Consider the following 24679-nt stretch of genomic DNA (forward strand, 5'->3'; position numbering starts at 1 on the left):
ACGTCGTGCCCGATATGGGCAGGAAGGGAGGGCTGATGATCATGGCTTCAGTGGGACGACGAGTACCGGTCAGAAATCTTCAGGCTCGTCTGCGGTAGCGATGGCAATGGTGTTGTGACGTTGTCCGGCCCCTGAAACGAAAATGACGCCGCCTTTATCGTGAAGGCGCCGGGACAGTGAAATGTCATGTTGCCATTTTCGATTACGAGCGAAGCACCACCGCTGTTGAGCGTGATCTTCGACTTGGCCGACACCTGGACGTCCGCACTTTGGCTCGCGACGCGCATCTGCTGTTTCGCGAACAAATCCATCCCGTCCGTAAGCGCCGCCATCATGACCTTGCCCTTCGCCGCGACAAAATTCAGTCCAAACTTGTGCGCGCACAGCGAGATCAGGTCCCCCGCCACCATGCGCAGTCGCTTGACGATGCTCACGTCCATATCCCGGCCTGCGGTGACGATTACGTTCTCGCCCGCCGAGTGCTGCGTCGATTTCGCTGTCACGAACGCCATGCCGCCAGGTGCACTCGCAAGCAGCCCCGCGTCGCGAAGCTGATTCAGGCCGTCGAGCAGCGCCGCCTGCGCCGCACGGTCAGCAGGGTCGGCCTTGGCCTGCGTCGTCGCTGCCGCAAGGTCCGTTACGCGCTGCAATGCTGCCTTCAGCTGCGCAATCGCGGCAGGCATATCGAGATGCGGCGTCTCGGAGCCGGCTGCCGCGTCCGCCGACAAAAACAACCCCTTCGGCGCGCGCACCGCGCCCCAGTGCTGCGTGGTCAGTTCGAAGCCCTCGCCGCGCTTGTGCTTCTCCGTGTCGACCAGATAGCCCATGTTGAGCGACGACTTCCCGAACACCGTCGCCAACCGAACACCCTCGTGATCTTTCAGGTCTTCGAAGCGCAGCTTGTTGCCAAGCAACGGTGAACGGAACACGGCACGGCTATACCAGCCCTCCTTGCCATGCACCAGATCCCGCCGGGCGTAGTCATGAACCGCCCCGGCAATCAGCAACCGATCGCAATTGCCTTGCGTCGGGACAATGCGCACCTCCGTTCTTGGCAATAAGGGGATGTGCAAGCCACCCTGGTACGCCGCGGACGCGCGCAGCAGGCGCAACGGCATGCTGTTCGTGCCACGCTTGCCGCTGTGCCGGGTGAACAGGAGCCTGACGCGATAGCGGCCATATTCGTCCATCCATGCGTACGGTCCGTCATCGCCGGACTCGACCACACCGATCAGCATCCCGGTGATCCATCGCCAATGCCTTTCAGGAACGTATTCGGGCCGATAGGTCTGATGTGCCGGGATTGCTTCGAAGGTATTGATCACCGACTGGCTGCGGCTACCGGTCGTAACGAGCTTCGTGATCACGATCCCGTGCGGCGCCTCGGGCACTACGTCATTAGTTATCCGCACCACCATGCCAGGCGCCATACCGATCACGTTACTCGTGCCCGCGAGCCGCATCTGCCGCGTGCGCAGTTCGTCACGCCGTGCATCGGCCAGCGCCTGCCCCTCTTCGATCGAATGGAAATGCTCGATGCCGCGGTTCACGCTCCCATAGACCGATCGATCGTCGGCGGCCACGACCGATTCGACCTGCAGCGGATCGTCGGGGATGCGATAGTTGTGGTCCCATTCGCGTACCGTCTGCGGCACCAGCGCGCGCGTGGCTTCCAACGTCAGAATCGCCTCGTGCCAACTCGTCAGGCCGGAGTGCGGCAGCAACGGCACTTCGAGCGCCCGCACATAGCCTCGCGCCGTATTGCCGAACACCAACGTGTCGCGTTGGGGGCCGTCCTCTTTCTTCGCCTGTTTGAAGTAGTAGTAGACGCCCGCGCGGCGGCAATGCCGATCGATAAAGTTCGCGACCGTCTCTTCGTACATCACGGTTTGTTCGAACTTCCCGTCAAGCCCTTCCAGCTCGAACTCGACGTCGAAGGACTGGAACAGACTGCGATCGACGATCACGTCGGTGAGCAACTCGCGCAAGGATCGGTCGAGAAACACGGCCGAGTCGTGCACCGATTCGAGCAGCGCGAACCGCGGCTTCAAATGAAGCTGATAGGTTGCCTCGTCACCCGTGGTCTTGATTCGCGTCCACTGCGTGACGACGCCGTGCACTGTGCGAGCGGTGTGGCGCACGGGGTCGATCAATCCCGGCAGGGACGGCACCGATGCATGCTCGTCGATCGTGAAGATCGCCGGCCGCCCGACGGTGGCCGCGCCGTCGATATGCTTGTCTGGAGACGTGACCGTGATGTCGGCCAGAAACGGCGTGTTCATCGCCTCGGTGAGCGTGAATTCGAACACGGAGAGCGCGGAAGCAAGCGTCGCGATCTCGAGATGAAGAGACTGGGTAACGATCGCGCTCGGGTGTTGGAGCACGTCCTGAATGGTTCGCATGGCACCGTTGCATGACGGGTTACATACATCGGCACGCCCCATTTGCTACAACCTCAGGGATACGATGCCGTCGAATTTTCCCGAGTTAAGCAAATTTTCATAATGAAATCCATGAGACAAATACGAAATTTGAAAATCAAATCAACGACAAGAAAATTAGGTTTGCGAATCGTTAAAATCTCACAAATTTTCGTCAAGAATGCAATATCAGAATATTCCGAGAGAAATCCATGCGATGATTTTTATTTCAATGGAATTACTGGAAAATTAACGAACACCGAAAGTTGGTGGCTGGTACCTGCTGCAAAGCAACACGTCACACATCACGCAGCACCGGTTCGTACAATCCGTCGCCCCTAATCGCTCTGCCGGTATGTCGTCGAGCGGCTGCTCGAAGGATCTGACTGGCTGCTCGCGCAAGATATCGGCCGGCGGGCGTTCAACTCGGGCGTGATCGCGTTCTGGCGCACCGAACGTAACGATGCGATGCCGCGCGACATGATGACCACGATCGCCGCACGGCAGGACAGGTCGAGCGTCTATGCCAGCGATGGCAACCCGCTGCATTCATGCGCGCGATGGAGCGCGACGGGCGGTTGCACGGCGAAGGCGTGGCCGATCTCGTCAGCCTCGACACGCCCAGGCTGTTTCGCCGTGCGGACCGCTACATCGAGCATGACCAACGGATGTGGCCCGCCACGCGCGCGGACGATGGCGCACGACGGCGAACCGCCGCACTGAAGCCGCCGCTTCGGAATCGGAACCGCAAACTCCCGCGCCGGGTGGATTCAACCAGCCGGCGCGCGTCGGTTACCGTCAGATCGCCGCGATCGTCGGCGCCACGGCGGCCGGGTCGGTGATGCTCGGCTTACCGGTCTCGACGTGCCCCGCGATGCGGCGCACCCAGCCGGCATTGCCCGCCACCGCGAACTGCAGATCGTACCAGTGGCTGCTGCACGACAGGTCCCAGTGCGCTTCGACGCGCTGCCCGGCCGGAATCGTCAGCGTGCGCGCCGCGCCGCCGTACGCGACATCGGTCGCCGTGACCGTGAGCGGGCTGGCGCCCGCATTGGCGATCGTCACGTAAACGTCGCCGTTCGCGGTGTCATAGCACGGCGTGATTTCAGGCTTGGCAGCGGCATCCGCGGCAGCCGAACCCGCGAAACGCCGGAAATAGCCGTTCGGCCCCCACACGCTCACCAGGTAGTTGCCGTTCGCATCGAGCGCCCACGTATCGGTCAGCTGCTTGCCCGCTTCGACCGTATAGCGGCGCGGCATCGCGGACAGGTCGCCCGTGTAGACCCAGAAGTGCGCGCCCTGCGTGCCGGTATTCGCGAACGTCAGCGCGTAGCCTTGCGGCTGCAACTGGCCGGTGACATGCAATTCGTACGGCAGCGCGCGCGCCGGCCGCGTGCCCGGTTCCTGCGCGGTCACGACCTGCTGCGCGGTGCTGGCCGGCGCGGTCTGCGACGACGCGCGCGAGCATTGCAGATCCGCCTGCGCGACATACGCCTGCGTGTTCGGCAGGGCCGGCACCGTCGCATCCGATTTCGAGAAGTCGAGCGCCGACGTCAGGTCGCCGCAGATCGCGCGGCGCCACGGCGAGATGTTCGTTTCCATCACGCCGAAGCGCTTCTCGATGAATTGCAGCACCGACGTGTGATCGAACACCTGCGAGCAGACGAAGCCGCCCTTCGACCACGGCGACACGACGAACATCGGCACGCGCGGGCCGAGGCCGTACGGCAGGTTGTCGGCCGTATAGGTGCCGGCTTGCGTGGCGGTCACGACGTCGTGCCGCTCGAGCGACACGTCCACCGTGCTCATGCCCGAGCCCGGCAGCGTCGGCGCAGACGGCGGCACGACATGATCGAAGAAGCCGTCGTTCTCGTCGTACATGACGAGCAGGACCGTCTTGCTCCACACGTCCGGGTTGGACGTCAGCGCATCGAGGATCGTCGACAGATAGTACGCGCCGTACAGCGGCGTGAACTTCGGATGCTCGGAATACGCGGCGGGCGGCAGCAGCCACGACACCTGCGGCAGCGCATTCGCCTGCACGTCGGCCTTCAGTTGCGTGATCGGACGCGTGCTCATCCCGCGCGTCTGCAGCGACGAACCGGCCGGCGCGTTCACGAAGTTGCTGAAGCACGCGAGCATGTTCGTGCCGTAGTTGCCGGTGAAATTGTCGAACCCGGTGCCCTGCTGGTAGATCTGCCACGAGATGCCGGCTTTTTCGAGCCGTTCCGGGTAGGTCGTCCAGTTGAAGGGCGGGAGCTGAACCTTGTCGAACTGATTGTCGATATAGTCGGTGTTGTCGAGCAGCGGGCCGCCGCCCGTGCCGAGCGGATCGACCATGCCCGTCATCAGGTACATGCGGTTCGGGTGCGTGTTGCCGGGAATCGAGCAGAAGTAGTTGTCGCACACCGTGAACGCATCCGCGAGCGCGTAATGGAACGGGATGTCGTCGCGAACGTGATAGCCCATCGTCATGTTCGACTTCTGCACGGCCCACTGGTCCGCGCGGCCGTTGTCGATCGCACCGTGCGTCGTCGCCCACGTATGCGGGAGGCCGCCGATACATTGCGCGTTGACGCCCGGGTTGGTCGTGTCGTAGCGAAACGGCGCGATCACGCTCGACTTGTCTTCCTGACGCGGCTGGAACCACACCGGCTTGCCGTTCGGCAGCGTGACCGGGAAGCGGTCGTTGTAGCCGCGCACGCCGCTCAGGTGACCGAGGTAGTGGTCGAACGAGCGGTTCTCCTGCATGAACACGACGATGTGCTGCACATCCTGGATCGTGCCCGTCACGGTGTTCGGCTCGATCGCCAGCGCCTTGCGGATCGATTCCGGCAGCAGTGCGGTGGCGGCGGTCGCGCCGGCGAGGCCGGCCGAGAACTTCAGAAAGTCGCGTCGTGAATGAGTGGCCATGCTGATTGCTCTTGATGGGATTTCTGGTGGAAACGGCCGGTATCAGGAAGCAGGCGACGAAGCAGGCGCGGTGAAACCCGGCGGGCACCGCATCTGCACGGTGGCGACCACGGCGCCGCCGCACGCGGCCTTCTGCTGCGCGACGGGCGCGGCGGGTGCGGTCAGGTCGTCGTTGCAGGCGCCGAGGGCGGCGGTCAGCGCGACCAGACCGGCGGCCGCCAAAGGCCGTAGGGCCGACGTTCGCATAACGGTTCTCCGTGGGGATGATGACGTGACGCGGCGCGAACCCGCGCCGGTCATATCGACGCCGAGATGCTATGTTCGACTTGTTACACGATGGTGTCGAGTGGAGGGAAGATCGACGTGCGCGCAGCGGACGGCACCCGATGGTGTGGGAGGAGCAGCGAAGGTCGTAAGGCGTTCGAAAGACTGGCGCGAATCACGCGTCCTGCTTCATGTGTCGGCGCTATCGAAGCCGCGCAGTCCAGACGACGGGCGTACGGCGAACCGCAACGCATTTTTTGCGGGCCGGCCGCGACGGCAACCGGCCCGCGCACAAGAGCAAGGCCGGTTCAGCCTTCCGTCATCGTCAGCAACTGCGCGCCGTCGGCGACCTGGTCGCCGACGCCGTACAGCACTTCCGCGACGACGCCTGCGCTCGGCGCGCCGATCGTGTGTTCCATCTTCATCGCTTCCATCACGATCAGCGGCGTGCCGGCTTCGACCTTCTGGCCCGGCTCGACGAGCACCGCGATCACCTTGCCGGGCATCGGCGCGGTCAGGCGGCCGCCGCCCTGCTCCGCATCGCCCGCATGCGCGAGCAGGTTGCGCCATTCGAACGTCTCGGCCGCGCCCTGCGTGAACACGTGGAACGTGTCGCCGTCCGCATACACGCGGCCGCTGCTGCGCACGCCGCCGAGCGTCACGTCGAAATCGAGCGGCGTGGCGCCGCGCGTCCACGCGAACGGTTGCGCGGCCGCGTCGCCGATCGCGATGCACGTGCCGGCGCCGTCGTCCTCGCAGGTCACCGTCACGTCCGCTTCGCGATCGATCGCATGCCATTCGAGCGTGCGGCGATAGCCGCCGTTCAGCCGCCAGTTCGACAGCGCGCGCCATGGCGACGCACCCTCGTGCGCGGCCGCATCGCGTTCGCGTGCGAGCAACGCCGCGCAAGCCAGCGCGAGCGCCGCACGCGGCGGTTGTTGCGGTGCGAACAGCGCATCGTGGTTGCGCTCGATCAGGCCCGTGTCGAGATCGGCCGTCGCGAACGGCGCGCACGCGACGATCCGCTGCAGGAACGCGGCGTTCGTATGCAGGCCGACCACCTCGCACGCACGCAGCGCACGCAGCATCAGGCCCAGCGCTTCCGTGCGGTCCGCGCCGTGCACGATCAGCTTCGCGATCATCGGATCGTAGAACGGCGTGATCGCATCGCCTTCGCGCACGCCGCTGTCGACGCGCACCGCCGCGCCGATGGCGAACTCGACGCCGGCCGGCAACCGCAGATGCTTCAGCGTGCCCGTCGACGGCAGGAAGCCGCGCGCGGGATTCTCCGCGTACAGGCGCGCCTCGAGCGCATGGCCGTTCACGCGCAGTTCTTCCTGCTTCAGCGGCAGCGGCTCGCCCGCCGCGACGCGCAGTTGCCATTCGACGAGGTCGAGCCCCGTGACCATCTCGGTCACCGGATGCTCGACCTGCAGGCGCGTATTCATTTCCATGAAGTAGAACGATTCGCCCGTCATGATGAATTCGACGGTACCGGCGCCGACATAGCCGACCGCGCGCGCGGCCGCGACGGCCGCTTCGCCCATCGCCTGGCGCACGTCCGGATGCAGGCCCGGCGCCGGCGCCTCCTCGAGCACCTTCTGGTGGCGCCGCTGCACCGAGCAATCGCGGTCGAACAGGTACACGGTATTGCCGAGCGTGTCGCCGAACACCTGCACCTCGACGTGGCGCGGGCGCGTCAGGTATTTCTCGATCAGCACGCGGTCGTTGCCGAAGCTGCTCGCGGCCTCGCGCTGGCACGACGCAAGCGCCGCAGGGAAATCGTCGGAGCGCTCGACCACGCGCATCCCCTTGCCGCCGCCGCCCGCGCTCGCCTTCAGCAGCACCGGATAGCCGATCGCGTCGGCTTCGCGATGCAGGCTGGCCGCGTCCTGGTCGTCGCCGTGATAGCCGGGCACGAGCGGCACGGCGGCCGCGTGCATCAGTGCCTTCGCGGCGGCCTTCGACCCCATCGCCGCGATCGCGTCGACCGGCGGCCCGATGAACACGATGCCGGCCGCTTCGCATGCGTGCGCGAAATCTTCGTTCTCCGACAGAAAGCCGTAGCCGGGGTGAATCGCCTGCGCGCCGGTCGCGCGCGCGGCTTCGATGATGCGCTCGACGCGCAGGTAGCTGTCTGCCGCGGCCGAGCCGCCGATATGCACGGCCTCGTCGCACGCGGCCACGTGTTTCGCGTTCGCATCCGCGTCGGAATAGACGGCGACGCTCGCGATCCCGAGACGTTTGCACGTCGCGGCGACGCGGCACGCGATTTCGCCGCGGTTGGCGATCAGAATCTTGTCGAACATGGCTTCGATGTCGTCCGGAAGGTTGGGGTCACGCGATCATTCACGCCACGACGGCGCACGCTTGTCGAGGAAGGACGCGATCCCTTCGCGCGCTTCCGCGCCGGCGCGGGTCTTCGCGATCCAGTCGGCGGTCTGCTCGATCAGCGTCGCGTCGAGCGGCCGGCCGGCCACGTCGGCGACGAGCCGCTTGCACGCCTTCACCGCGTCGGGGCCGTTCGCGACGAGCGTCGCGGCCAGCTTCGCGACCGTTTCGTCGAGCGCGTCGGCCGGCACCGCGTCGTGAATGAAGCCGAGCGACGCCGCGCGCTCGCTGTCGAACACTTCGGCCGTCGTGAAGTAGCGGCGCGCCGCGCGCTCGCCCATCGCACGCACGACGTACGGCGCGATCGTCGCCGGAATCAGCCCGAGCCGCGCTTCCGACAGGCAGAACTTCACGCCGCCGGCGGCGATCGCGATGTCGGCCGCGGCGACGAGGCCCACGCCGCCCGCATACGCGTCGCCGTGCACGCGCGCGATCACCGGCTTGCCGCAGCGATAAATCGCTTCGAGCATCCGCGCGAGCTTGCGCGCATCGGCGCGGTTCTCGTCGTCCGAGTAACCGGCCATCTTCTTCATCCAGTTCAGGTCCGCGCCCGCGCAGAATGCGGCGCCTTCCGCGGCGAGCACGATCGCGCGCACGCCTTCGTGCGCATCGAGCCATTCGAACGCGGTGGTCAGCTCGGCGATCGTCGTCTCGTTGAACGCGTTGCGCACGTCGGGACGCGCGAGCGTGACGGTCGCCACGCGGCCGGCCTCGCTTACCTTGATCGTTTCGTATCGCATCGGTCTGCCTCCCGGGCGTTACATGCGGAACACGCCGAAGCGCGTGTCGTCGATCGGCGCGTTCATCGACGCGGCGAGGCCGAGCCCGAGCACGTCGCGCGTCTGCGCGGGATCGATCACGCCGTCGTCCCACAGCCGTGCGCTCGCGTAGTACGGATGCCCCTGGCGCTCGTACTGGTCGCGGATCGGCTGCTTGAATGCTTCCTCTTCTTCCGGCGACCATGCGCCGCCCTTCGCCTCGATGCCGTCGCGGCGCACGGTCGCGAGCACCGACGCCGCCTGTTCGCCGCCCATCACCGAGATGCGCGCGTTCGGCCACATCCACAGGAAACGCGGGCCGAACGCGCGGCCGCACATCCCGTAGTTGCCGGCGCCGAACGAGCCGCCGATGATCACCGTGAATTTCGGCACCTTCGCGTTCGACACGGCCGTCACCATCTTCGCGCCATGCCGCGCGATGCCTTCGTTCTCGTACTTGCGGCCGACCATGAAGCCCGTGATGTTCTGCAGGAACACGAGCGGGATCTTGCGCTGGCAGCACAGCTCGATGAAATGCGCGCCCTTCACGGCCGATTCGGAGAACAGGATGCCGTTGTTCGCGACGATTCCGACCGGGTGGCCCCAGATGTGCGCGAAGCCGGTAACGAGCGTCGTGCCGTAGCGCGCCTTGAATTCGTCGAATTCCGAATCGTCGACGATCCGCGCGATCACCTCGCGCACGTCGAACGGCTTGCGCGTATCGGCCGGGATCACGCCGTACAGGCTCTTCGCGTCGTAGCGCGGCGGCTTCGGCTCGCGAAGCTGAACCGGCGACGCGATCTTCGGCGCGAGGTGACCGACGATGGTGCGTGCGATCGACAGCGCATGCGCGTCGTTCTGCGCGAGATGGTCGGCCACGCCCGACAGGCGCGTATGCACGTCGCCGCCGCCGAGATCCTCGGCGCTCACTTCCTCGCCGGTCGCGGCTTTCACGAGCGGCGGCCCGCCGAGAAAGATCGTGCCCTGGTCCTTCACGATGATCGACTCGTCGCTCATCGCCGGCACGTAGGCGCCGCCGGCCGTGCACGAGCCCATCACGACGGCGATCTGCGCGATCCCCGCGGCCGACATCGTCGCCTGGTTGTAGAAGATGCGGCCGAAGTGGTCGCGATCGGGAAACACGTCGTCCTGGTTCGGCAGGTTCGCGCCGCCCGAATCGACGAGGTACACGCACGGCAGCCGGTTTTCCGCGGCGATCTCCTGCGCGCGCACGTGCTTCTTCACGGTGATCGGATAGTAGGTGCCGCCCTTGACCGTCGCGTCGTTGCACACGATCACGCATTCGCGGCCGGCGATGCGGCCAATCCCGGTGATGACGCCCGCGCCCGGCGCGTCGTCGTTGTACATGCCGTTCGCCGCGAGCTGCGAGAACTCGAGGAACGGCGCGCCCGGATCGAGCAGTTGCGCGATGCGATCGCGCGGCAGCAGCTTGCCGCGCGACAGGTGCTTGTCGCGCGCGGCCTGGCCGCCGCCCTGCGCGAGCTGTTCGATCTTCGCGCGCAGGTCGGCGACGAGCGCCTCGAGCGCCGCGGCATTCGCGCGGAAGTCTTCCGAACGCGGGTTCAGTTTCGATTCGATGATCGGCATCGACGGGGCTCCGTTCGCGTGACGTGGGGCGTTACATCGTTTCCGCGAACAGCTCGCGGCCAATCAGCATCCGGCGGATTTCGCTCGTGCCGGCGCCGATCTCGTACAGCTTCGCATCGCGCCACAGGCGGCCCACCGGGTATTCGTTGATGTAGCCGTTGCCGCCGAGAATCTGGATCGCCTCGCCGGCCATCCACGTCGCCTTCTCGGCCGTGTAGAGAATCACGCCCGCGCAGTCCTTGCGCACCTGGCGAATGTGGTCGCTGCCCGCCGAGTCGAGATGGCGGCCGACCGCGTACAGATACGCGCGACACGCCTGGAACGTGGTGTACATGTCGGCGACCTTGCCCTGGATCAGCTGGAATTCGCCGATCGCCTGGCCGAACTGCTTGCGGTCGTGGATGTACGGCACCACGGCGTCGAGGCACGCGGCCATGATGCCCGTCGGGCCGCCCGACAGCACCGCGCGTTCGTAGTCGAGGCCGCTCATCAGCACCTTCACGCCGCCGTTCAGCTGGCCGAGGATGTTCTCTTCCGGCACCTCGACGTCCTGGAACACGAGCTCGCCCGTGTGCGAACCGCGCATGCCGAGCTTGTCGAGCTTCTGCGCGACGGAGAAGCCCTTCATCCCCTTCTCGACGATGAACGCGGTGATGCCGCGCGGGCCGGCTTCGATGTCCGTCTTCGCATACACGACGAGCGTGTCGCAATCGGGGCCGTTGGTGATCCACATCTTCGTGCCGTTCAGCACGTAGCGGTCGCCGCGCTTGTCCGCGCGCAGCTTCATGCTGACGACGTCGGAGCCGGCGTTGGGCTCGCTCATCGCGAGCGCGCCGATGTGTTCGCCCGACACGAGCTTCGGCAGGTACTTCCGCTTTTGCGCGTCGGTGCCGTTGCGGTGGATCTGGTTCACGCACAGGTTCGAGTGCGCGCCGTACGACAGGCCGATCGACGCCGACGCGCGCGAGATCTCCTCCATCGCGACCATGTGCGCGGTGTAGCCCAGGTTCGCACCGCCGTATTCCTCGGAGACGGTCATCCCGAGCACGCCGAGATCGCCGAACTTCTTCCACAGATCCATCGGAAACTGGTCGGTGCGGTCGACCTCCGCCGCGCGCGGCGTGATTTCCTTCGCCGCGAACGTCGCGACGGCGTCGCGCAGCATCTCGATGTCTTCACCGAGCATGAATTGCACGCCGGGCAGGTTGATCATGTCTCCTCCGTCTCCAGAAAGTGTGTCGCACTCACCGATTTCTGAGTTTCGCTCAGATCGAATGAATACGCCGATTCATTGACCAATACAGCGGAAATTTTGCACAGTTTCGCGCCTCGCCCGGTTCGCCGTCAATAGTTTTTTGAGTGATACTCAGATATGATGCGAAGATGACAGCCGCTCCCGCCGACACCATGACCGCCACCGCCAAAGCCGATCGCGCCGACGCGTCGCGCGCCCCCGCCGGGCGCAAATCCCAGCAGCGCGTGCAGGACATCCTGCGCGCCGGCCGTGAAGTGTTCGCCGAAAAAGGTTACGAGCATGCGACGGCCGCCGAGATCGCGCAGCGCGTGGGCGTGTCGGAGGCGACGGTGTTCAGCTATTTCCGCGGCAAGCGCGAGCTGTGCGCGCGTGTGATCGCCGACTGGTACGACGAAATCATCGCCGCGTTCGAACACGGGATGCCGCGGGACGCGTCAGTGCAGCAGCAGTTCGCGTTCATCGTGCGCACCCATCTGCGCTTGATGCTCGTGAACGGCACGGGGCTGTGCGCGCTGGTGCTGTCGGAAGGCCGCGCGAAGCAGCATGCGCTGAGCGACGAGCTCACCGCGCTGCAGCGCCGCTACACGGCGCCGTTGATGGACGTGCTCGCGCGCGGCCAGGCGGCCGGGCAGGTTCGCGCGGATCTGCCGCTGAGCCTGCTGCGCTCGATGGTGTTCGGGCCGATGGAGCACGTGCTGTGGGATGCGATCCTCGGGCACCGCAAGCTCGATACCGAAACGACGGCCACGCAGTTGATCGACATGCTGTGGGCGGCCGTGCAGCCGCCGGCGCCGGAACAGGCGGCGCTCGTGCGCTTCAGGAACGAAGTCGCGGAAGCGGTACGGCGGCTGGAAGGCGAAGCGTCACGCGGGTGACGGCCGGCGCAGCGCGCGCCGCCGTTCCGCGCCGTCGCCCGGCGCCGCTACGAATCCTCGCTCACCCGCAGCGGCGCGCGGCTCTGCTCGTTGTTCAAATGGACGAACTTGCGCAGCAGGCGCATCAGTTCCTCCGCATCGTCCTCACCCATCCCGTCGAACAGGCCCGCGCGCAGTTCCTTCACCGAGGGAATCAGCTGCGTGAGCAACTCGACGCCCGCCGGCGTCAGCAGCAGCCGCCGCTGACGCCGCGGCAGCACTTCGCGGACGATCAATCCTTTCGCCTCGAGCCGGACCGCGAGATCGGCCGTCGTCGACGTGTCGAGCGCGACCCGCTGCGCGAGCGTCACCTGATCGAGCCCCGGATTCTCGTACAGCATCCGCAGCACCGCGTACTGCACGGGCGTCACGTCCCGGCCGAGCTTCTCGTAGAACATCGCAACCGCGATCTGGTGCGCGCGCCGGATCAGGTGCCCGGGTTCGTCGTACAGGTCGATCGGGAAAGCCGGCAGGTCGGCGGGATTCGTTTTTTCCATGGATGAGTCGATGACATAGGCGGCGCGCACCGGTTGCGCGCGCCGTCGGCATGGCGCTGTCTCGCGCCATTTCCCGGGAAAACCAGTATACCGCTCGCCTTGTCCCGCCCCCTATCAGTGAGTACACTGAATCTCATTCAGTACACGGAATGAAGATCGGGCCGCTTCCCCGGCGGCACCGCCCCGAAGGAGACAAGGAACATGTTTCTCAAGAATGCCTGGTACGTGGCGTGCACGCCCGACGAGATCGACGGCAAGCCGCTGGGCCGCAAGATCTGCAACGAATCGATGGTGCTCTACCGCGCGGCGGACGGCCAGATCGCCGCGCTCGAGGATTTCTGCCCGCACCGCGGCGCGCCGCTGTCGCTGGGGTTCGTGCGCGACGGCGTGCTCGTGTGCGGCTATCACGGGCTCCAAATGGGCTGCAACGGCAAGACGGCCGGCATGCCGGGCCAGCGCGTCGGCGGTTTTCCGTCGATTCGCAGCTTTCCGGCGGTCGAGCGGTACGGCTTCGTGTGGGTGTGGCCGGGCGACGCGTCGGAGGCCGATCCCGCCAAGCTGCCCGCGCTGGCATGGGCCGAGGATCCGGCCTGGGCGCACGGCGGCGGCCTGTATCACATCCGCTGCGACTACCGGCTGATGATCGACAACCTGATGGACCTCACGCACGAGACGTACGTGCATGCGACGAGCATCGGCCAGAAGGAAATCGACGAAGCGCCGCCGAAGACGACCGGCCACGGCGACGAAGTCGTCACGAGCCGCTTCATGGAGAACGTGATGCCGCCGCCGTTCTGGCGGATGGCGCTGCGCGGCAACGGGCTCGCCGACGACGTGCCGGTCGACCGCTGGCAGATCTGCCGCTTCACGCCCCCGAGCCACGTGATGATCGAAGTAGGCGTCGCGCATGCGGGCCACGGCGGCTACGACGCGCCGGCGGACAAGAAGGCGTCGTCGATCGTGGTCGACTTCATCACGCCCGAAACCGACACGTCGATCTGGTATTTCTGGGGGATGGCGCGCAATTTCCGGCCGGACGACGACGCGCTGACCACCGAGATCCGCGAAGGCCAGGGCAAGATCTTCGCGGAGGATCTGGAGATGCTCGAGCGCCAGCAGCGCAATCTCGAGCAGTGGCCCGAGCGCACGCTCCTCAAGCTCAACATCGACGCCGGCGGCGTGCTGTCGCGCAAGGTGATCGACCGGCTGCTCGCCGCCGAAAACGCGGCGAGCCCGCCGCGGCCCGCGATTCCGGTCGCGCACGTCAAGGAGGCGTCATGAGCGACGCGACGTTGACGGTCCGGGTGGCCCGCAAGTGGCGGGAAGCGCGCGACATCTGCGGCTTCGAATTCGTCAGCGACGACGGCTCGCCCTTGCCGCGCTTCGACGCCGGCGCCCATATCGACGTGCATCTGCCGGGCGGGCTCGTCCGCCAGTACTCGCTGTGCAATCACCCCGGGCAACGCGATCGCTATCAGATCGCTGTGCTGCGCGAGGCCGAAGGCCGCGGCGGCTCGCGCGCGATTCACGACGAAGTCCGGCAAGGCGATACCGTGCGGATCGGCATGCCGCGCAATCAATTCCCGCTCGCCTCCGACGCACCGCACCATCTGCTGCTCGCCGGCGGGATCGGTGTCACGCCGATTCTGAGCATGGCGGAACGGCTGTTCTCGACCGGCACGCCGTTCGACATGCACTACTGCGCGCGTTCGGCCGATCGCATGGCCTTCGTCGAGCGGATCAACGCAGCCGGTTTCCGTGATCGCACCCGCTTCCACGTCGACGACGGCGACCCGGCGCAACGTTTCGACCTGGCCGCCGTGCTCGCGGCCGCGCCCGAAGGCACGCATCTGTACGTATGCGGCCCGCGCGGCTTCATGGAGGCGGTGCTGAACGCCGCGCGCGAGCGCCACTGGGACGAAGCGCGGCTGCACTACGAATTCTTCGGCGGCGCGGTCACGCGATCCGGCGCCGATCGCGCATTCCAGATCCGGATCGCGAGCAGCGGCCAGACGATCGACGTGCCGGCCGAATGCACGGTCATCGCGGCGCTGGCGGCGCACGGCGTCGACGTGCTGACCTCGTGCGAGCAAGGCGTGTGCGGCACCTGCCTGACCCGCGTGCTCGAAGGCGAGCCCGATCATCGCGATTCATATCTGACCGACGACGAAAAGGCGGCCGGCGACCAGTTCATGCCCTGCTGCTCGCGGTCGCGCACCGACCTGCTGGTACTCGATCTGTAGAGCGGCAGACGGGCTGCCGGACGCGCGGCGGCCGACCACGATAACGGAAACGATCAATGGCGAATCCTGCCCGCCGTCGGTCAATACACCTGAATTCCCGACCGATCGATGGTGCTGCAACCCGAATCCGCGTGACCATCGCACGCCGGCGCCGCCCATCGCTCGGCTCAATCGGCGAGCCGGCAATGCGTCAGCTTCAACCCCGGCAGCACCGGCGCGTCGATATAGCCTTCGTTCACGCAACTGAACCGGAAAGCCGCGGACGTGACGAACGGCTTGATCTCGCCGCCGGGGAATTTCGGCTTCAGCGCGCCTTGGTCGGCCACGTCGAAATGCGTGTCGAACTGCTCGCCGTCGGCCGTCAGCGCGCCGAAGTACGTGCCGCCCGGGTCGCTACCCATCCGGATCACGGCGCCGACGAACGTGAGGCGCTTGCCGTCGTACTTCGTCTTCGCGGCGGCCATGTCCCGCGTATAGGCCTCGATCACGGCGCCGTAATGCGCGTCGATCGCGGGTTCGGCGTTCGACGCCGCACCGGCCGCCTGGTGAACGCCCGCCAGCAGCGTGCAGGCAGCAAGCGCGGCCGCCGCGAATGGTGCGGAAATCTTCTTCATGGGTGGTCTCTCCCGTCCAGCGTGGTGGTTGAAATGATCGAACCCGGCGCGATGCCGGTTGAATTCGCTTCCGTTGATTTAATCGTTCGAATGGCGGTACGCGGCTGCGATCACTTCATCCGCCCGCGTGGTCGCGCGCGGCGCATGGCGTCGCGCTGAACGCGACGTGGCAGGAAGATGACATGGTGCGGCCCCCGGTTCTCTCTCGTTGAATTTCACTGCGTCTGATTTTGGCCGCTACGGTAGCAGACGGCCGACAGGCCGGCAACCGAGGGCCGAGCATCGTCCTGCCGCCCCATTACAATTGCAAATGGTTCTCATTACATATATCATGCGCGTCCTGTACGCAACGCAATGTCGCGGCCCGCGCCGCGATCCTTAGCATTCCTCTTCCCGCATCGATTCATGCCATCCCGTCGAATGTCCTGCCGCGCCCGGGCCGCGCGTCCGTGGCGCACGCGCCTGCCTGCCCTGCTCACCCTGTGCGTCGCGAGCGGCGCGCATGCGGCCGGCACCGAACCCGTCGCACCCGCACCTGCGACCGCCGTCGAACACGAACTCCCGGCGATCAGCGTCAATGCATCGGCCGCCGTCGACCCGACGATCGGCTATCAGCCGCGCACGACGAGCATCGCGGGCGGCGACGACCGGGCGCTGAAGGAGATTCCGCAATCGGTCGCGGTGGTCAGCAGCAGCGTGATGCAGGACCAGCAGGCGCGCTCGCTCGACGACGTGCTCGGCAACATCAGCGGCGTCACGCAGACCAACACGCTCGGCGGCACGCGCGACGCGTTCATCAAGCGCGGCTTCGGGTCGAACAATGACGGCTCGGTGCTGGTCGACGGCGTGCGCACGCCGGTGCTGCACAGCTATCTCGCGACGATCGATCGCGTCGAAGTGCTGAAGGGCCCCGCTTCGCTGCTGTACGGGATGCAGGACCCGGGCGGCGTGATCAACCTCGTCACGCGCAAGCCGGAAGACACGTTCGGCGGCTCGATCTCCGCGTCGCGCACGAACCACGGCGGCAGCAGCGCACAGTTCGATCTCACGGGCCCGCTCGGCAAGCCTGGCCAGATCGCGGGCGGCACGCTCGCATTCCGGCTGACCGGCGAATACGACACGAGCCGCTACTGGCGCAGCTTCGGCCGCGAGCGCAACGCATTGATCGCGCCCGCGCTGTCGTGGCACGACGCGAACACATCGATCGACGTCAGCTACCAGTACGTCGATTACACGATGCCGTTCGACCGCGGCACCGTGCTCGTGAACGGCCAGCTCGACGATGCGCTGCGCTATCGCCGCTACGAGGAAGCGTGGTCGCAAAGCAGCGGCATCCAGGAAACGCTGCGTACGCGTATCGAGCACCGCTTCTCCGATGCATGGCGCGTGCGCGCAACTTACGGCTGGGGCCGCGATCGCTACGATCAATACCTCACCCGCGCCACCGCGTTCAACAGCAGGACCGGCGCGCTGACGCGCTCGTCCGATGCGAACCTCGGGCGCAACGACTCCGACCAGATCGCGACGCTCGGCCTGCTTGGCAACGTCACGCTCGCGGGCATGCAACACGCGATCTACGTCGGCGGCGAATACGAGCGGCAGCGCAGCTTCCGCGGCGACACGATCCGCGGCAAGGCGACGACGGGCTTCGATCTTTACGATCCCGTGTACGGCCTGCTCGCGCCCGGCGGCATACCCAACGCGAAGCAGAGCGATTCGCGCTCGGTCGTGCATGCGTATTCGACGATCGTGCAGGACTCGGTCAAGATCACCGAACGCCTCACCGCGGTCGGCGGCCTGCGGTGGGAAAACTGGCAGCAGGAGTCGGGGATGGGCCGGCCGTTCGTGTTCGCCGACCGCTCGCGCGGCAGCGTCTGGCTACCGCAGTTCGGGCTCGCGTATGCATTGACGCCGGCGCTCACCGCCTACGCGAACGTGAGCCGCTCGTTCAAGCCGAACGTCGCGTCGAACGTTGCCGCGCCGCTCGCGCCGGAATACGGGCGCGTGCTCGAGGCCGGGCTGAAGTTCAGCCTGAAGCCCGCGATCACGGGCACGCTCGCCGTGTATCAGATCGACAAGCGCAACGTGGCGGTCACGGTCGGCGACATCACGTCGACGATCGGCACCGCGCGCTCGCGCGGGATCGAGCTCGACGTCGCGGGGCAGATTACGCGCCACCTGAGCGTGATCGGCAGCTACGCGTACACGAACGCGAACGATCGCGACAGCAACACGCCGCTCGTCAACGTCGCGCGCCACACCGGCAGCCTGTTCGCGGTATACGACACGGCCATCGCGAACTTGCCCGGGCGCTGGCGCTTCGGCGGCGGCGCACGTCTCGTCGGTGCGCGCTCCGGCGACACCGCCAACAGCTTCACGCTGCCCGGCTACGTGACCGTCGACGCATTCGCGGCCTACGAAACGACGATCGGCAAGTTTCCGACCCGCTTCCAGCTCAACGTGAAGAACCTGCTCGACAAGACCTACTATCCGTCGAGCAACAGCAACCTGATCGTCGCGGTCGGCGAACCGCGACTCGTCACGCTGACGACGACGGTATCGTTCTGACGGCCCCGCGCGGTCACGGACGCCAGCGATACACGACGATGCTCGACCCGTTGTAGTTGTCCTTCGTGATCACGTACTCGCCGTTCGAGCGCAGGTACGCGCGCACGCCGTACATCGAGTCGACGTCGTTGCCGACGTCCATCGCCGACGGATTCGAGTTCGTCAGCGTCGTGACGAGCGCACCCGTGTTCAGGTCGAATACGTCGATGTTCGGCACCGTGTGCACATAGCCGACGAACAGATAGTGCCCGGCCGCCGCGATCGATTTCGGGTTCGCGCTCGTCAGGTTGATCACCGGGTTCGGCGCGCTCGTGTTGCCGTTCTTCCAGCCGCGATAGACCTCGATGTGCCCGTTCATCGCCGTCCAGTCCCAGTTGCCCGCGAGGCCCTGCGCGAGGATCATCGTGTCGCTGTCGGCCTGGTAGATGATGCGCGTAACGGGCGCCACGCTGCTCGGCACGGGCGTCGTCACCGGCTTGCCCCATGACGGCTTGCCGGTCGCGTCGAAGCCCGTCATCGGATAGCGCGTGATCACGTTGGAGCCGTTCAGCCCGGCCCACACGTCGCCGTTGCCGTCGATGTCGAAACCGGCCGTCACCTGCAGCGTCGTGTTGAACGGCTTGCCGGGCAGCGAGCCGGCCGGAATCGCGATATAGCCGCTCGCGGTGTTGAAGTAATAGAAGTTGAAGTTGCCCGGGTTCTGGCCCGACGCGACGAGAATCCGGTTGCCGCCGACCGTCACGAGCTGGCCGAAGTGCTGGCCGCGCTGATAGTCGTTCATGTCGAGACGCGGATCTTTCGGATAGGTGAACGGGTCGATCGTGTTCGCGACGAACGTGCCGCCCGCGGTGCCCGTGTACACGTTGTTGCCGCTGAAGAACAACGCGCCGTCGGTCGCGGGGTCGGGCGCGGCGACGCCCTCGAAGTTCAGCGCCTGCAGCTTCCACTGCAGCGTGCCGACCGGGCTGTACGAATGCAGATCGGTGCTGCCGTTGCGGCCGAGATCCCAGCCGCCGCCCCATGCGTTGTTCAACACGTACAGGTTGCCGGCCGCATCCTTGCCGAGCGCCGCGACGCGCGTGAAGCGCTTGTCGCCGACCTGCCCCTTGATGCCCGTCGTCGTGTCGAGATAGCCGCCCTGCACGCCGAACGTGCCGACCTGCACCGGCAACCCGGGCAGCCCGCCGTACATCTTGATGTTCATGTCGGGCCCTTCGTCGCCCACCATCAACCGGCCCATCGGCGCATCGAAGTACAGCGACGCCGGCCGCGCGCCGGCCGCCATCTGGAGCGTGTTCATCGCCGCACCGGTCGGGCTGAACTGCGCGACGACGCCCGCGCTCTTGCGCGCGACCCACAGGTTGCCGGCCGCATCGAGCGCCAGCGCGCCGGGGCCCGTGACGCCGATGTCGCGCTGCCATACGCCGTCGGTCGTGTAGACGCGCACGCGGTTGCCGTAGAAGTCGCTCACGTACAGCAGGTTGCCGGCCGTCGCGAGGCCCGTGATCACGTCCGCATACTGGATGCCCGTCCACGTGCTGACCGGAATGCGGAGGTCGCGCTGGTTCGTGCTTCGGTTGTAGCGGCCCACCGAGCCGCTGCCGAACGTGCGGTTGTAGCCGAGCGCGACGAACAGCGACGTCGAATTGCCGGTGATCGCGCCGCCGTGGAATTCGTCGTGAATGCCGATCGTGCCGAGCGGCTGGCCGTTCTGGTAGATCGCGACGCCGCCCGCGTTCTCGTCCCAGCGCGACGCCGTGTAGATCACGCCTTCGGGCGCGACCCACATCGAGCGCGCGCCGTTGCCGACGTGCGAGGCCAGCGTGCCGTACGTGTTCGCGAGCCAGTCGGTCGAGTATTGCGCCTGCGCGTGGCTCGCCGGCGCCAGCATCGCGATGCACATTCCGAGCAACGCCGCGCGGATTTGTTTCATTGACATGAATAATGCTCCCAGACGAACCATCGTCGACACTGTAAATCGCGGCGCGTGAAATATTGGTGATTCCGGAAAATTCGCATTCGCCGTTCCCCGGAATTATTCACTCCGCGCCTTTTGCCGTCCGGGGCTTTTTCGTCAACGATCGCAAAATCGCCTAACCCGCGCCCATACGGCCTTCCAGCGTGCAGCTCCAGCGCATTTCCCGGCATTTTCTTCCGGATCACGCAATGCAAATACGTCATTTTTTCTGCCACGACCGCATTGCTTTTTCATTCCCCGGAAATCGTTTCTATTATTACAAATCGAAATCGAAATGAAAGAAAAAAATTATTCGGTGCGATCGGAAATGCGTGATCCTGCAACGGACGGGAAAGCGGGAGGAAAAGCAGGAATGCGGAGGGGAAAGTCGCGCGCCGGCCGTACCGGCTCCGCTGCAGATCGCCGGATAATTGCCATCGCAAGCACGCGCACGCAGCCTGTTCGGCACGACGCGCACGCCGAGCCGATCCGTTCCGAACACGATCTCGCCGCGCGGCGCGACGGTCGCCGCGCCGCACCGGCACTGCGGACAGCGTTCGCGTCATGCCGCCGCCTCGAAAAGGGCGGCGGCGGTACAGGAGCATGCGCGCCACGAGGCCCGCATCGTCCGCGAGCCCCGTTGCACGCGCAACGGCCGCCGCGTCAGAACTTCTGGCGCAGCCCGAGGCTCACGATCGCCTGCGACCGCGAATCGGACGAATGGCCGTTCGCCTTGTCCGACACCGACGCGGTCGCGGCCACCGGCCGGCCGAGCGCGTCGAGCGTCGTGCCGGACGCATGCTGGTACGCGCCGAGCAGGTACACGCTGGTGCGCTTCGACAGGTCGTAGACCGCGCCGAGCGTGACGTTGTGATACTGCGCACGGCTGTCGATGCCGTCGACGTCGCTGCCGCGCGTGTAGCTGTAGCCCGCGAACAGCTGCGTCTGCGGCTGCACGTTCCAGCGTGTGAACACGCCCGCGACGTTGAACGTCGCATGGCCGCTGAACAGCGACTGCGCGCCGCCGCGATACTGCACGTTGCTGTAGTTCACGCCGACGACGGCCGGCCCGAAGTTGTACGTCGCGCCCGTCGCGATCACCTGCTGCGACTGCGCGCTCGCATAGCCTTCGTTGATCGACGAATTGAACAGGCCGTCGTCGGTGCTCCGCCACTTGCCTGCCGTCGGGTCGGTCGCGCCCGTCTTGCTGTTGTCCGAGCGCTCGTAGCCGACACCCACGCGCAGCGGGCCGGCCGCGTACGCGGCGCCGACGCTCCACGTGTTGCGCTGCTTCATGCTCCCCGGCTGGCCGCCGAAGCCGTACAGCGCACCGAACGTGAAGCCCGAGTAGTTCGCGCTCGTGTACTTGATCGCACTGTCGACGCGTGCGGTCTGGTCGAGATCGTCGATGTCGCCCGGGTGCGCGCCGAAGCCGCCGATGAACGACGACGGGCCGACCGGGCTCACGAAATCGTCGAGCGACGTGTACTGGCGGCCGAGCGTGATCGTGCCGTAGCGGTCGCTGCCGACGCCGACGAACGCCTGCCGGCCGAACTGGCGGCCGCCCTGGCCCGACGTGCCGTTCGTGATGTCGAAGCCGTTCTCGAGGACGAACAGCGCGCGCATCCCGCCGCCGAGATCCTCGGAGCCCTTGATGCCCCACCGGCTGCCGGACAGGTTGCCGGTCGTGAGCCCGACGTTCGAATGCCCGGTGTACGCGCCCGCCGAGCCGGCCCGTTCGTTGCTGCGATAGGTCACGCCCGCATCGACGATGCCGTACAGCGTGACGGAGCTTTGCGCGGCGGCGATACCCGCGAGCGAGAGCAGCAGCGGGGCTGCGATCAGTTGCTTGTTCATGGTTTCGTGTCTCCGGGCGGTGAACCCGTTGTTCTGGCTGTTTGCGAGTAGCGAGCGGGCGCCGACATCCGCCGGCGGTGCAAGGCCGGCGACGTCCGCGCGCGACGATGCGGCGGGCGTGCCCGCTGCGGCCGGTATGGTAGTTGGAACCGGTTCCGTTCCAAAGCGGAATAATGACAACAGATTCTTGTCAAAATCGCGATAGTCGGAGACGGCGCCGAGGCGGCGGCGCCTGTACAGCGCGGGGCGGCGCGGACGATAATCGGCTGCGCGCCTTCCACCGGGAGCTTCTTCATGCATGAAACGACCCTGCTGGTCTTCTCCGCCGTCGCGTTCGTCGGCATCGCGACACCCGGCCCGACCGTGCTGCTCGCGCTGACCAACGGCTCGCGCTACGGCGTGCGCCGCGCGGCCTACGGTTTCGCGGGCGCGATGCTGTCCGACTTCGTGCTGATCGTCGCGGTCGCGCTCGGCCTCGGCGCGCTGCTGATGGCGTCGGCGTTCTGGTTCTCGGTCGTGAAGTGGCTCGGCGCCGCCTACCTCGCCTATGTCGGCATCCGGTTGCTGACGTCGACGGGATCGTTCGACGTCGCGGCCGCGCAAGGCGACACGGCATCCGGACGCGCCGGACGCAACGCATCGATCTTCGCGAAAAGCTTCCTGACCGCGGTGACGAACCCGAAGGGCTATCTGTTCTTCTCCGCGTTCCTGCCGCAGTTCCTCGATCCGGCCGCGCCGCTCGCGCCGCAGTACGTCGCGCTCGCGGTCACGTTCGCGCTGCTCGACGGCGCGGTGATGTTCGGCTACGCGCTGCTCGGCGCCCGTGCGGTGCGGCTGCTGAAGCGCTCGGGCGCGCTGTGGCTCGAGCGCACGTGCGGCGCGATGCTGCTCGCGCTCGCCGGTTCGCTGGCGCTGTACCGGCGCCATGCCGCGTAGGCGCCGGGTTCGATGAAAATCGCCGCGCCGCCCTGCTCCGGATTTCCCGGCCTGTCGCTCAGGCAACTCGAACGCGCGGACCTCGACGCGTGGTACGCGTACCTGTCGAACCCGGCCGTTTTCCGCCACACGAGCTGGAACCTGCGCTCGCCCGACGATCTGCTGCCGCTGTTCGACAGCATCGAATCGGCCGATCCGGATTCGATCCGGCGTCTCGCGATCGTCGATACCGAATGCGGCGCACTCGCCGGGACGATCGGGCTGCATACGGTGTCCACCGCGAACCGCTCGGCGGAGATCGCGTACGACCTCGCGCCGTCGCACTGGGGGCGCGGCATCGCGAGCGCGGTGTGCGAAGCCGTCACCGCGTGGGCGTTCGCCGAAGGGGGCTTCATCCGCATGCAGGCCGTCGTGCTGACCGGCAACGCGGGCTCCGCGCGCGTGCTGCAGAAGTGCGGCTACCGCTACGAAGGGCTGCTGCGCGCATACAAGATGGTGCGCGGCACGCCCGGCGATTTCGCGATGTACGCACGGCTCGCGACCGACTGACGCGCCGCCCGCGGCCTCACGTGCCGACGCCGTGACGCGATTGGACGGCCCGCGCCGAATTGGCGACAATCGCCGTTCCCCTCATCGACGCTCCGCCATGAAAATCGCCGCGCTGTCCGATATCCACGGCAACCTCGCCGCGCTCGACGCGGTGCTCGACGACGTCCGGCGCCGCGGCGCCGACGTGATCGTCAATCTCGGCGACATCGTGTCGGGCGCGCTCCATCCGGCCGAAACGGCCGACCGCCTGATCGCGCTCGACCTGCCGACCGTCAAGGGCAATCACGAACGGCAGTTGCTCACCGAGGATCGCGACGCGATGCGGCTGTCGGATCGCTGGGCGCACGACACGCTGCGCGCCGACCACCGCACGTGGATCGCCGCGCTGCCCGAACGCCTGATGCTCGACGGCGACGTGCTGATGGTGCACGGCACGCCGGCCAGCGACCTCGTCTATTTCCTCGAAACGGTCACGCCCGACGGCTGCCGCGCGGCCACGCCCGACGAGGTCGCGCAGCGTGCGGGCAACGAAACGGCCTCGCTGATCCTGTGCGGCCACACGCACGTGCCGCGCGCCGCGAAGCTCGACGACGGCCGGCTGATCGTCAATCCCGGCAGCGTCGGGCTGCAAGCGTATACGGACGATCTGCCGCATCCGCACCGGATCGAGACGGGTTCGCCGCATGCGCGCTACGCGATGGTGTCGCGCACCGCCGCCGGCTGGAACGTCGAATTCCATGCGGTCGAATACGACTGGCACACGGCCGCGGCCATCGCGGCCTCGCGCGGGCGCGACGACTGGCGCGTCGCGCTGCGCACCGGCCGCTGCTGACGCACTCGCGCCGCTCGTCGACGCGCAGCCGAGACGCGTGTGACGTCGCACGCATCCCGCACATCGCACGCTTCGGCACACGCCCGACACCGCGACGCTCGCG

Annotated in this window: 18 protein-coding genes; 7 read left to right on the top strand and 11 right to left on the bottom strand. The window is 66.6% G+C overall.

Annotated elements, in window-relative coordinates; genetic code table 11:
- Nucleotides 1-47: 47 nt before the first annotated feature.
- The 7 genes from KPB06_RS32420 to KPB06_RS32450 all read right to left on the bottom strand — a co-directional run bounded on the left by KPB06_RS32420 (nt 48) and on the right by KPB06_RS32450 (nt 11567).
- A complete protein-coding gene (locus KPB06_RS32420; protein WP_275905229.1) occupies nt 48-2402 on the bottom strand; it encodes a type VI secretion system Vgr family protein in 2355 nt (784 codons plus the stop codon).
- Between the two features lie 816 nt (nt 2403-3218).
- Nucleotides 3219-5333 (bottom strand): phosphocholine-specific phospholipase C, encoded by a 2115-nt coding sequence (locus KPB06_RS32425; RefSeq protein WP_099317821.1) that lies wholly within the window; start codon nt 5331-5333, stop codon nt 3219-3221.
- A 42-nt stretch (nt 5334-5375) separates the two neighbouring features.
- Nucleotides 5376-5579, bottom strand: a complete 204-nt coding sequence (locus tag KPB06_RS32430) for a hypothetical protein (protein WP_124658445.1) — start codon at nt 5577-5579, stop codon at nt 5376-5378.
- Between the two features lie 326 nt (nt 5580-5905).
- Complete coding sequence (locus KPB06_RS32435; RefSeq protein WP_275905230.1) at nt 5906-7906, bottom strand: acetyl/propionyl/methylcrotonyl-CoA carboxylase subunit alpha; 2001 nt, start codon at nt 7904-7906, stop codon at nt 5906-5908.
- Nucleotides 7907-7942: 36 nt separating this feature from the next.
- Nucleotides 7943-8728, bottom strand: a complete 786-nt coding sequence (locus KPB06_RS32440) for an enoyl-CoA hydratase/isomerase family protein (protein WP_275905231.1) — start codon at nt 8726-8728, stop codon at nt 7943-7945.
- 18 nt (nt 8729-8746) lie between these two features.
- On the bottom strand, nt 8747-10354 hold the full coding sequence (locus KPB06_RS32445; RefSeq protein ID WP_059575480.1) for a carboxyl transferase domain-containing protein: 1608 nt from the start codon (nt 10352-10354) through the stop codon (nt 8747-8749).
- Nucleotides 10355-10385: 31 nt separating this feature from the next.
- A complete protein-coding gene (locus tag KPB06_RS32450; protein WP_059575483.1) occupies nt 10386-11567 on the bottom strand; it encodes an isovaleryl-CoA dehydrogenase in 1182 nt (393 codons plus the stop codon).
- Between the two features lie 170 nt (nt 11568-11737).
- Here KPB06_RS32450 and KPB06_RS32455 point away from each other — a divergent pair, with 170 nt between their 5' ends.
- A complete protein-coding gene (locus KPB06_RS32455; protein ID WP_059575485.1) occupies nt 11738-12484 on the top strand; it encodes a TetR/AcrR family transcriptional regulator in 747 nt (248 codons plus the stop codon).
- A 47-nt stretch (nt 12485-12531) separates the two neighbouring features.
- Here the strand turns inward: KPB06_RS32455 and KPB06_RS32460 are convergent, their stop codons facing one another.
- Nucleotides 12532-13020 (bottom strand): MarR family winged helix-turn-helix transcriptional regulator, encoded by a 489-nt coding sequence (locus KPB06_RS32460; protein WP_059575487.1) that lies wholly within the window; start codon nt 13018-13020, stop codon nt 12532-12534.
- A gap of 201 nt (nt 13021-13221) precedes the next feature.
- Between KPB06_RS32460 and KPB06_RS32465 the strand changes: the two genes are divergently transcribed.
- Nucleotides 13222-14301 carry an aromatic ring-hydroxylating dioxygenase subunit alpha gene (locus tag KPB06_RS32465; protein WP_099317827.1) on the top strand — a complete coding sequence of 360 codons (1080 nt, stop codon included), beginning with the start codon at nt 13222-13224 and terminating at the stop codon, nt 14299-14301.
- Entirely contained in the window at nt 14298-15263 is a 966-nt protein-coding gene (locus tag KPB06_RS32470) for a PDR/VanB family oxidoreductase (RefSeq protein ID WP_059575490.1), read from the top strand. The genes KPB06_RS32465 and KPB06_RS32470 overlap by 4 nt, the downstream gene beginning before the upstream one ends.
- Before the next feature lie 167 nt (nt 15264-15430).
- On the opposite strand, the gene KPB06_RS32475 is transcribed toward KPB06_RS32470, so the two are convergent.
- Nucleotides 15431-15877: a hypothetical protein gene (locus KPB06_RS32475; RefSeq protein ID WP_059575492.1), complete on the bottom strand. Its 447-nt coding sequence runs from the start codon at nt 15875-15877 to the stop codon at nt 15431-15433.
- A gap of 405 nt (nt 15878-16282) precedes the next feature.
- Here KPB06_RS32475 and KPB06_RS32480 point away from each other — a divergent pair, with 405 nt between their 5' ends.
- Nucleotides 16283-18445 carry a TonB-dependent siderophore receptor gene (locus KPB06_RS32480; RefSeq protein ID WP_060315258.1) on the top strand — a complete coding sequence of 721 codons (2163 nt, stop codon included), beginning with the start codon at nt 16283-16285 and terminating at the stop codon, nt 18443-18445.
- A 13-nt stretch (nt 18446-18458) separates the two neighbouring features.
- Here the strand turns inward: KPB06_RS32480 and KPB06_RS32485 are convergent, their stop codons facing one another.
- Entirely contained in the window at nt 18459-20384 is a 1926-nt protein-coding gene (locus KPB06_RS32485; protein ID WP_275905232.1) for an NHL repeat-containing protein, read from the bottom strand.
- A gap of 681 nt (nt 20385-21065) precedes the next feature.
- Nucleotides 21066-22259 (bottom strand): porin, encoded by a 1194-nt coding sequence (locus KPB06_RS32490; protein ID WP_124863247.1) that lies wholly within the window; start codon nt 22257-22259, stop codon nt 21066-21068.
- A gap of 294 nt (nt 22260-22553) precedes the next feature.
- Here KPB06_RS32490 and KPB06_RS32495 point away from each other — a divergent pair, with 294 nt between their 5' ends.
- The 3 genes from KPB06_RS32495 (at nt 22554) to KPB06_RS32505 (ending at nt 24576) form a co-directional block, all read left to right on the top strand.
- Nucleotides 22554-23195, top strand: coding sequence for a LysE family translocator (locus KPB06_RS32495; RefSeq protein ID WP_275905233.1), 642 nt, complete (start codon nt 22554-22556; stop codon nt 23193-23195).
- 12 nt (nt 23196-23207) lie between these two features.
- On the top strand, nt 23208-23744 hold the full coding sequence (locus KPB06_RS32500; RefSeq protein WP_275905234.1) for a GNAT family N-acetyltransferase: 537 nt from the start codon (nt 23208-23210) through the stop codon (nt 23742-23744).
- A gap of 97 nt (nt 23745-23841) precedes the next feature.
- Nucleotides 23842-24576, top strand: coding sequence for a metallophosphoesterase family protein (locus KPB06_RS32505; protein ID WP_059575503.1), 735 nt, complete (start codon nt 23842-23844; stop codon nt 24574-24576).
- Nucleotides 24577-24679: the final 103 nt, after the last annotated feature.

This window comes from Burkholderia semiarida, from assembly GCF_029268935.1.
GTDB classification, from domain to species: Bacteria; Pseudomonadota; Gammaproteobacteria; order Burkholderiales; family Burkholderiaceae; genus Burkholderia; species Burkholderia semiarida.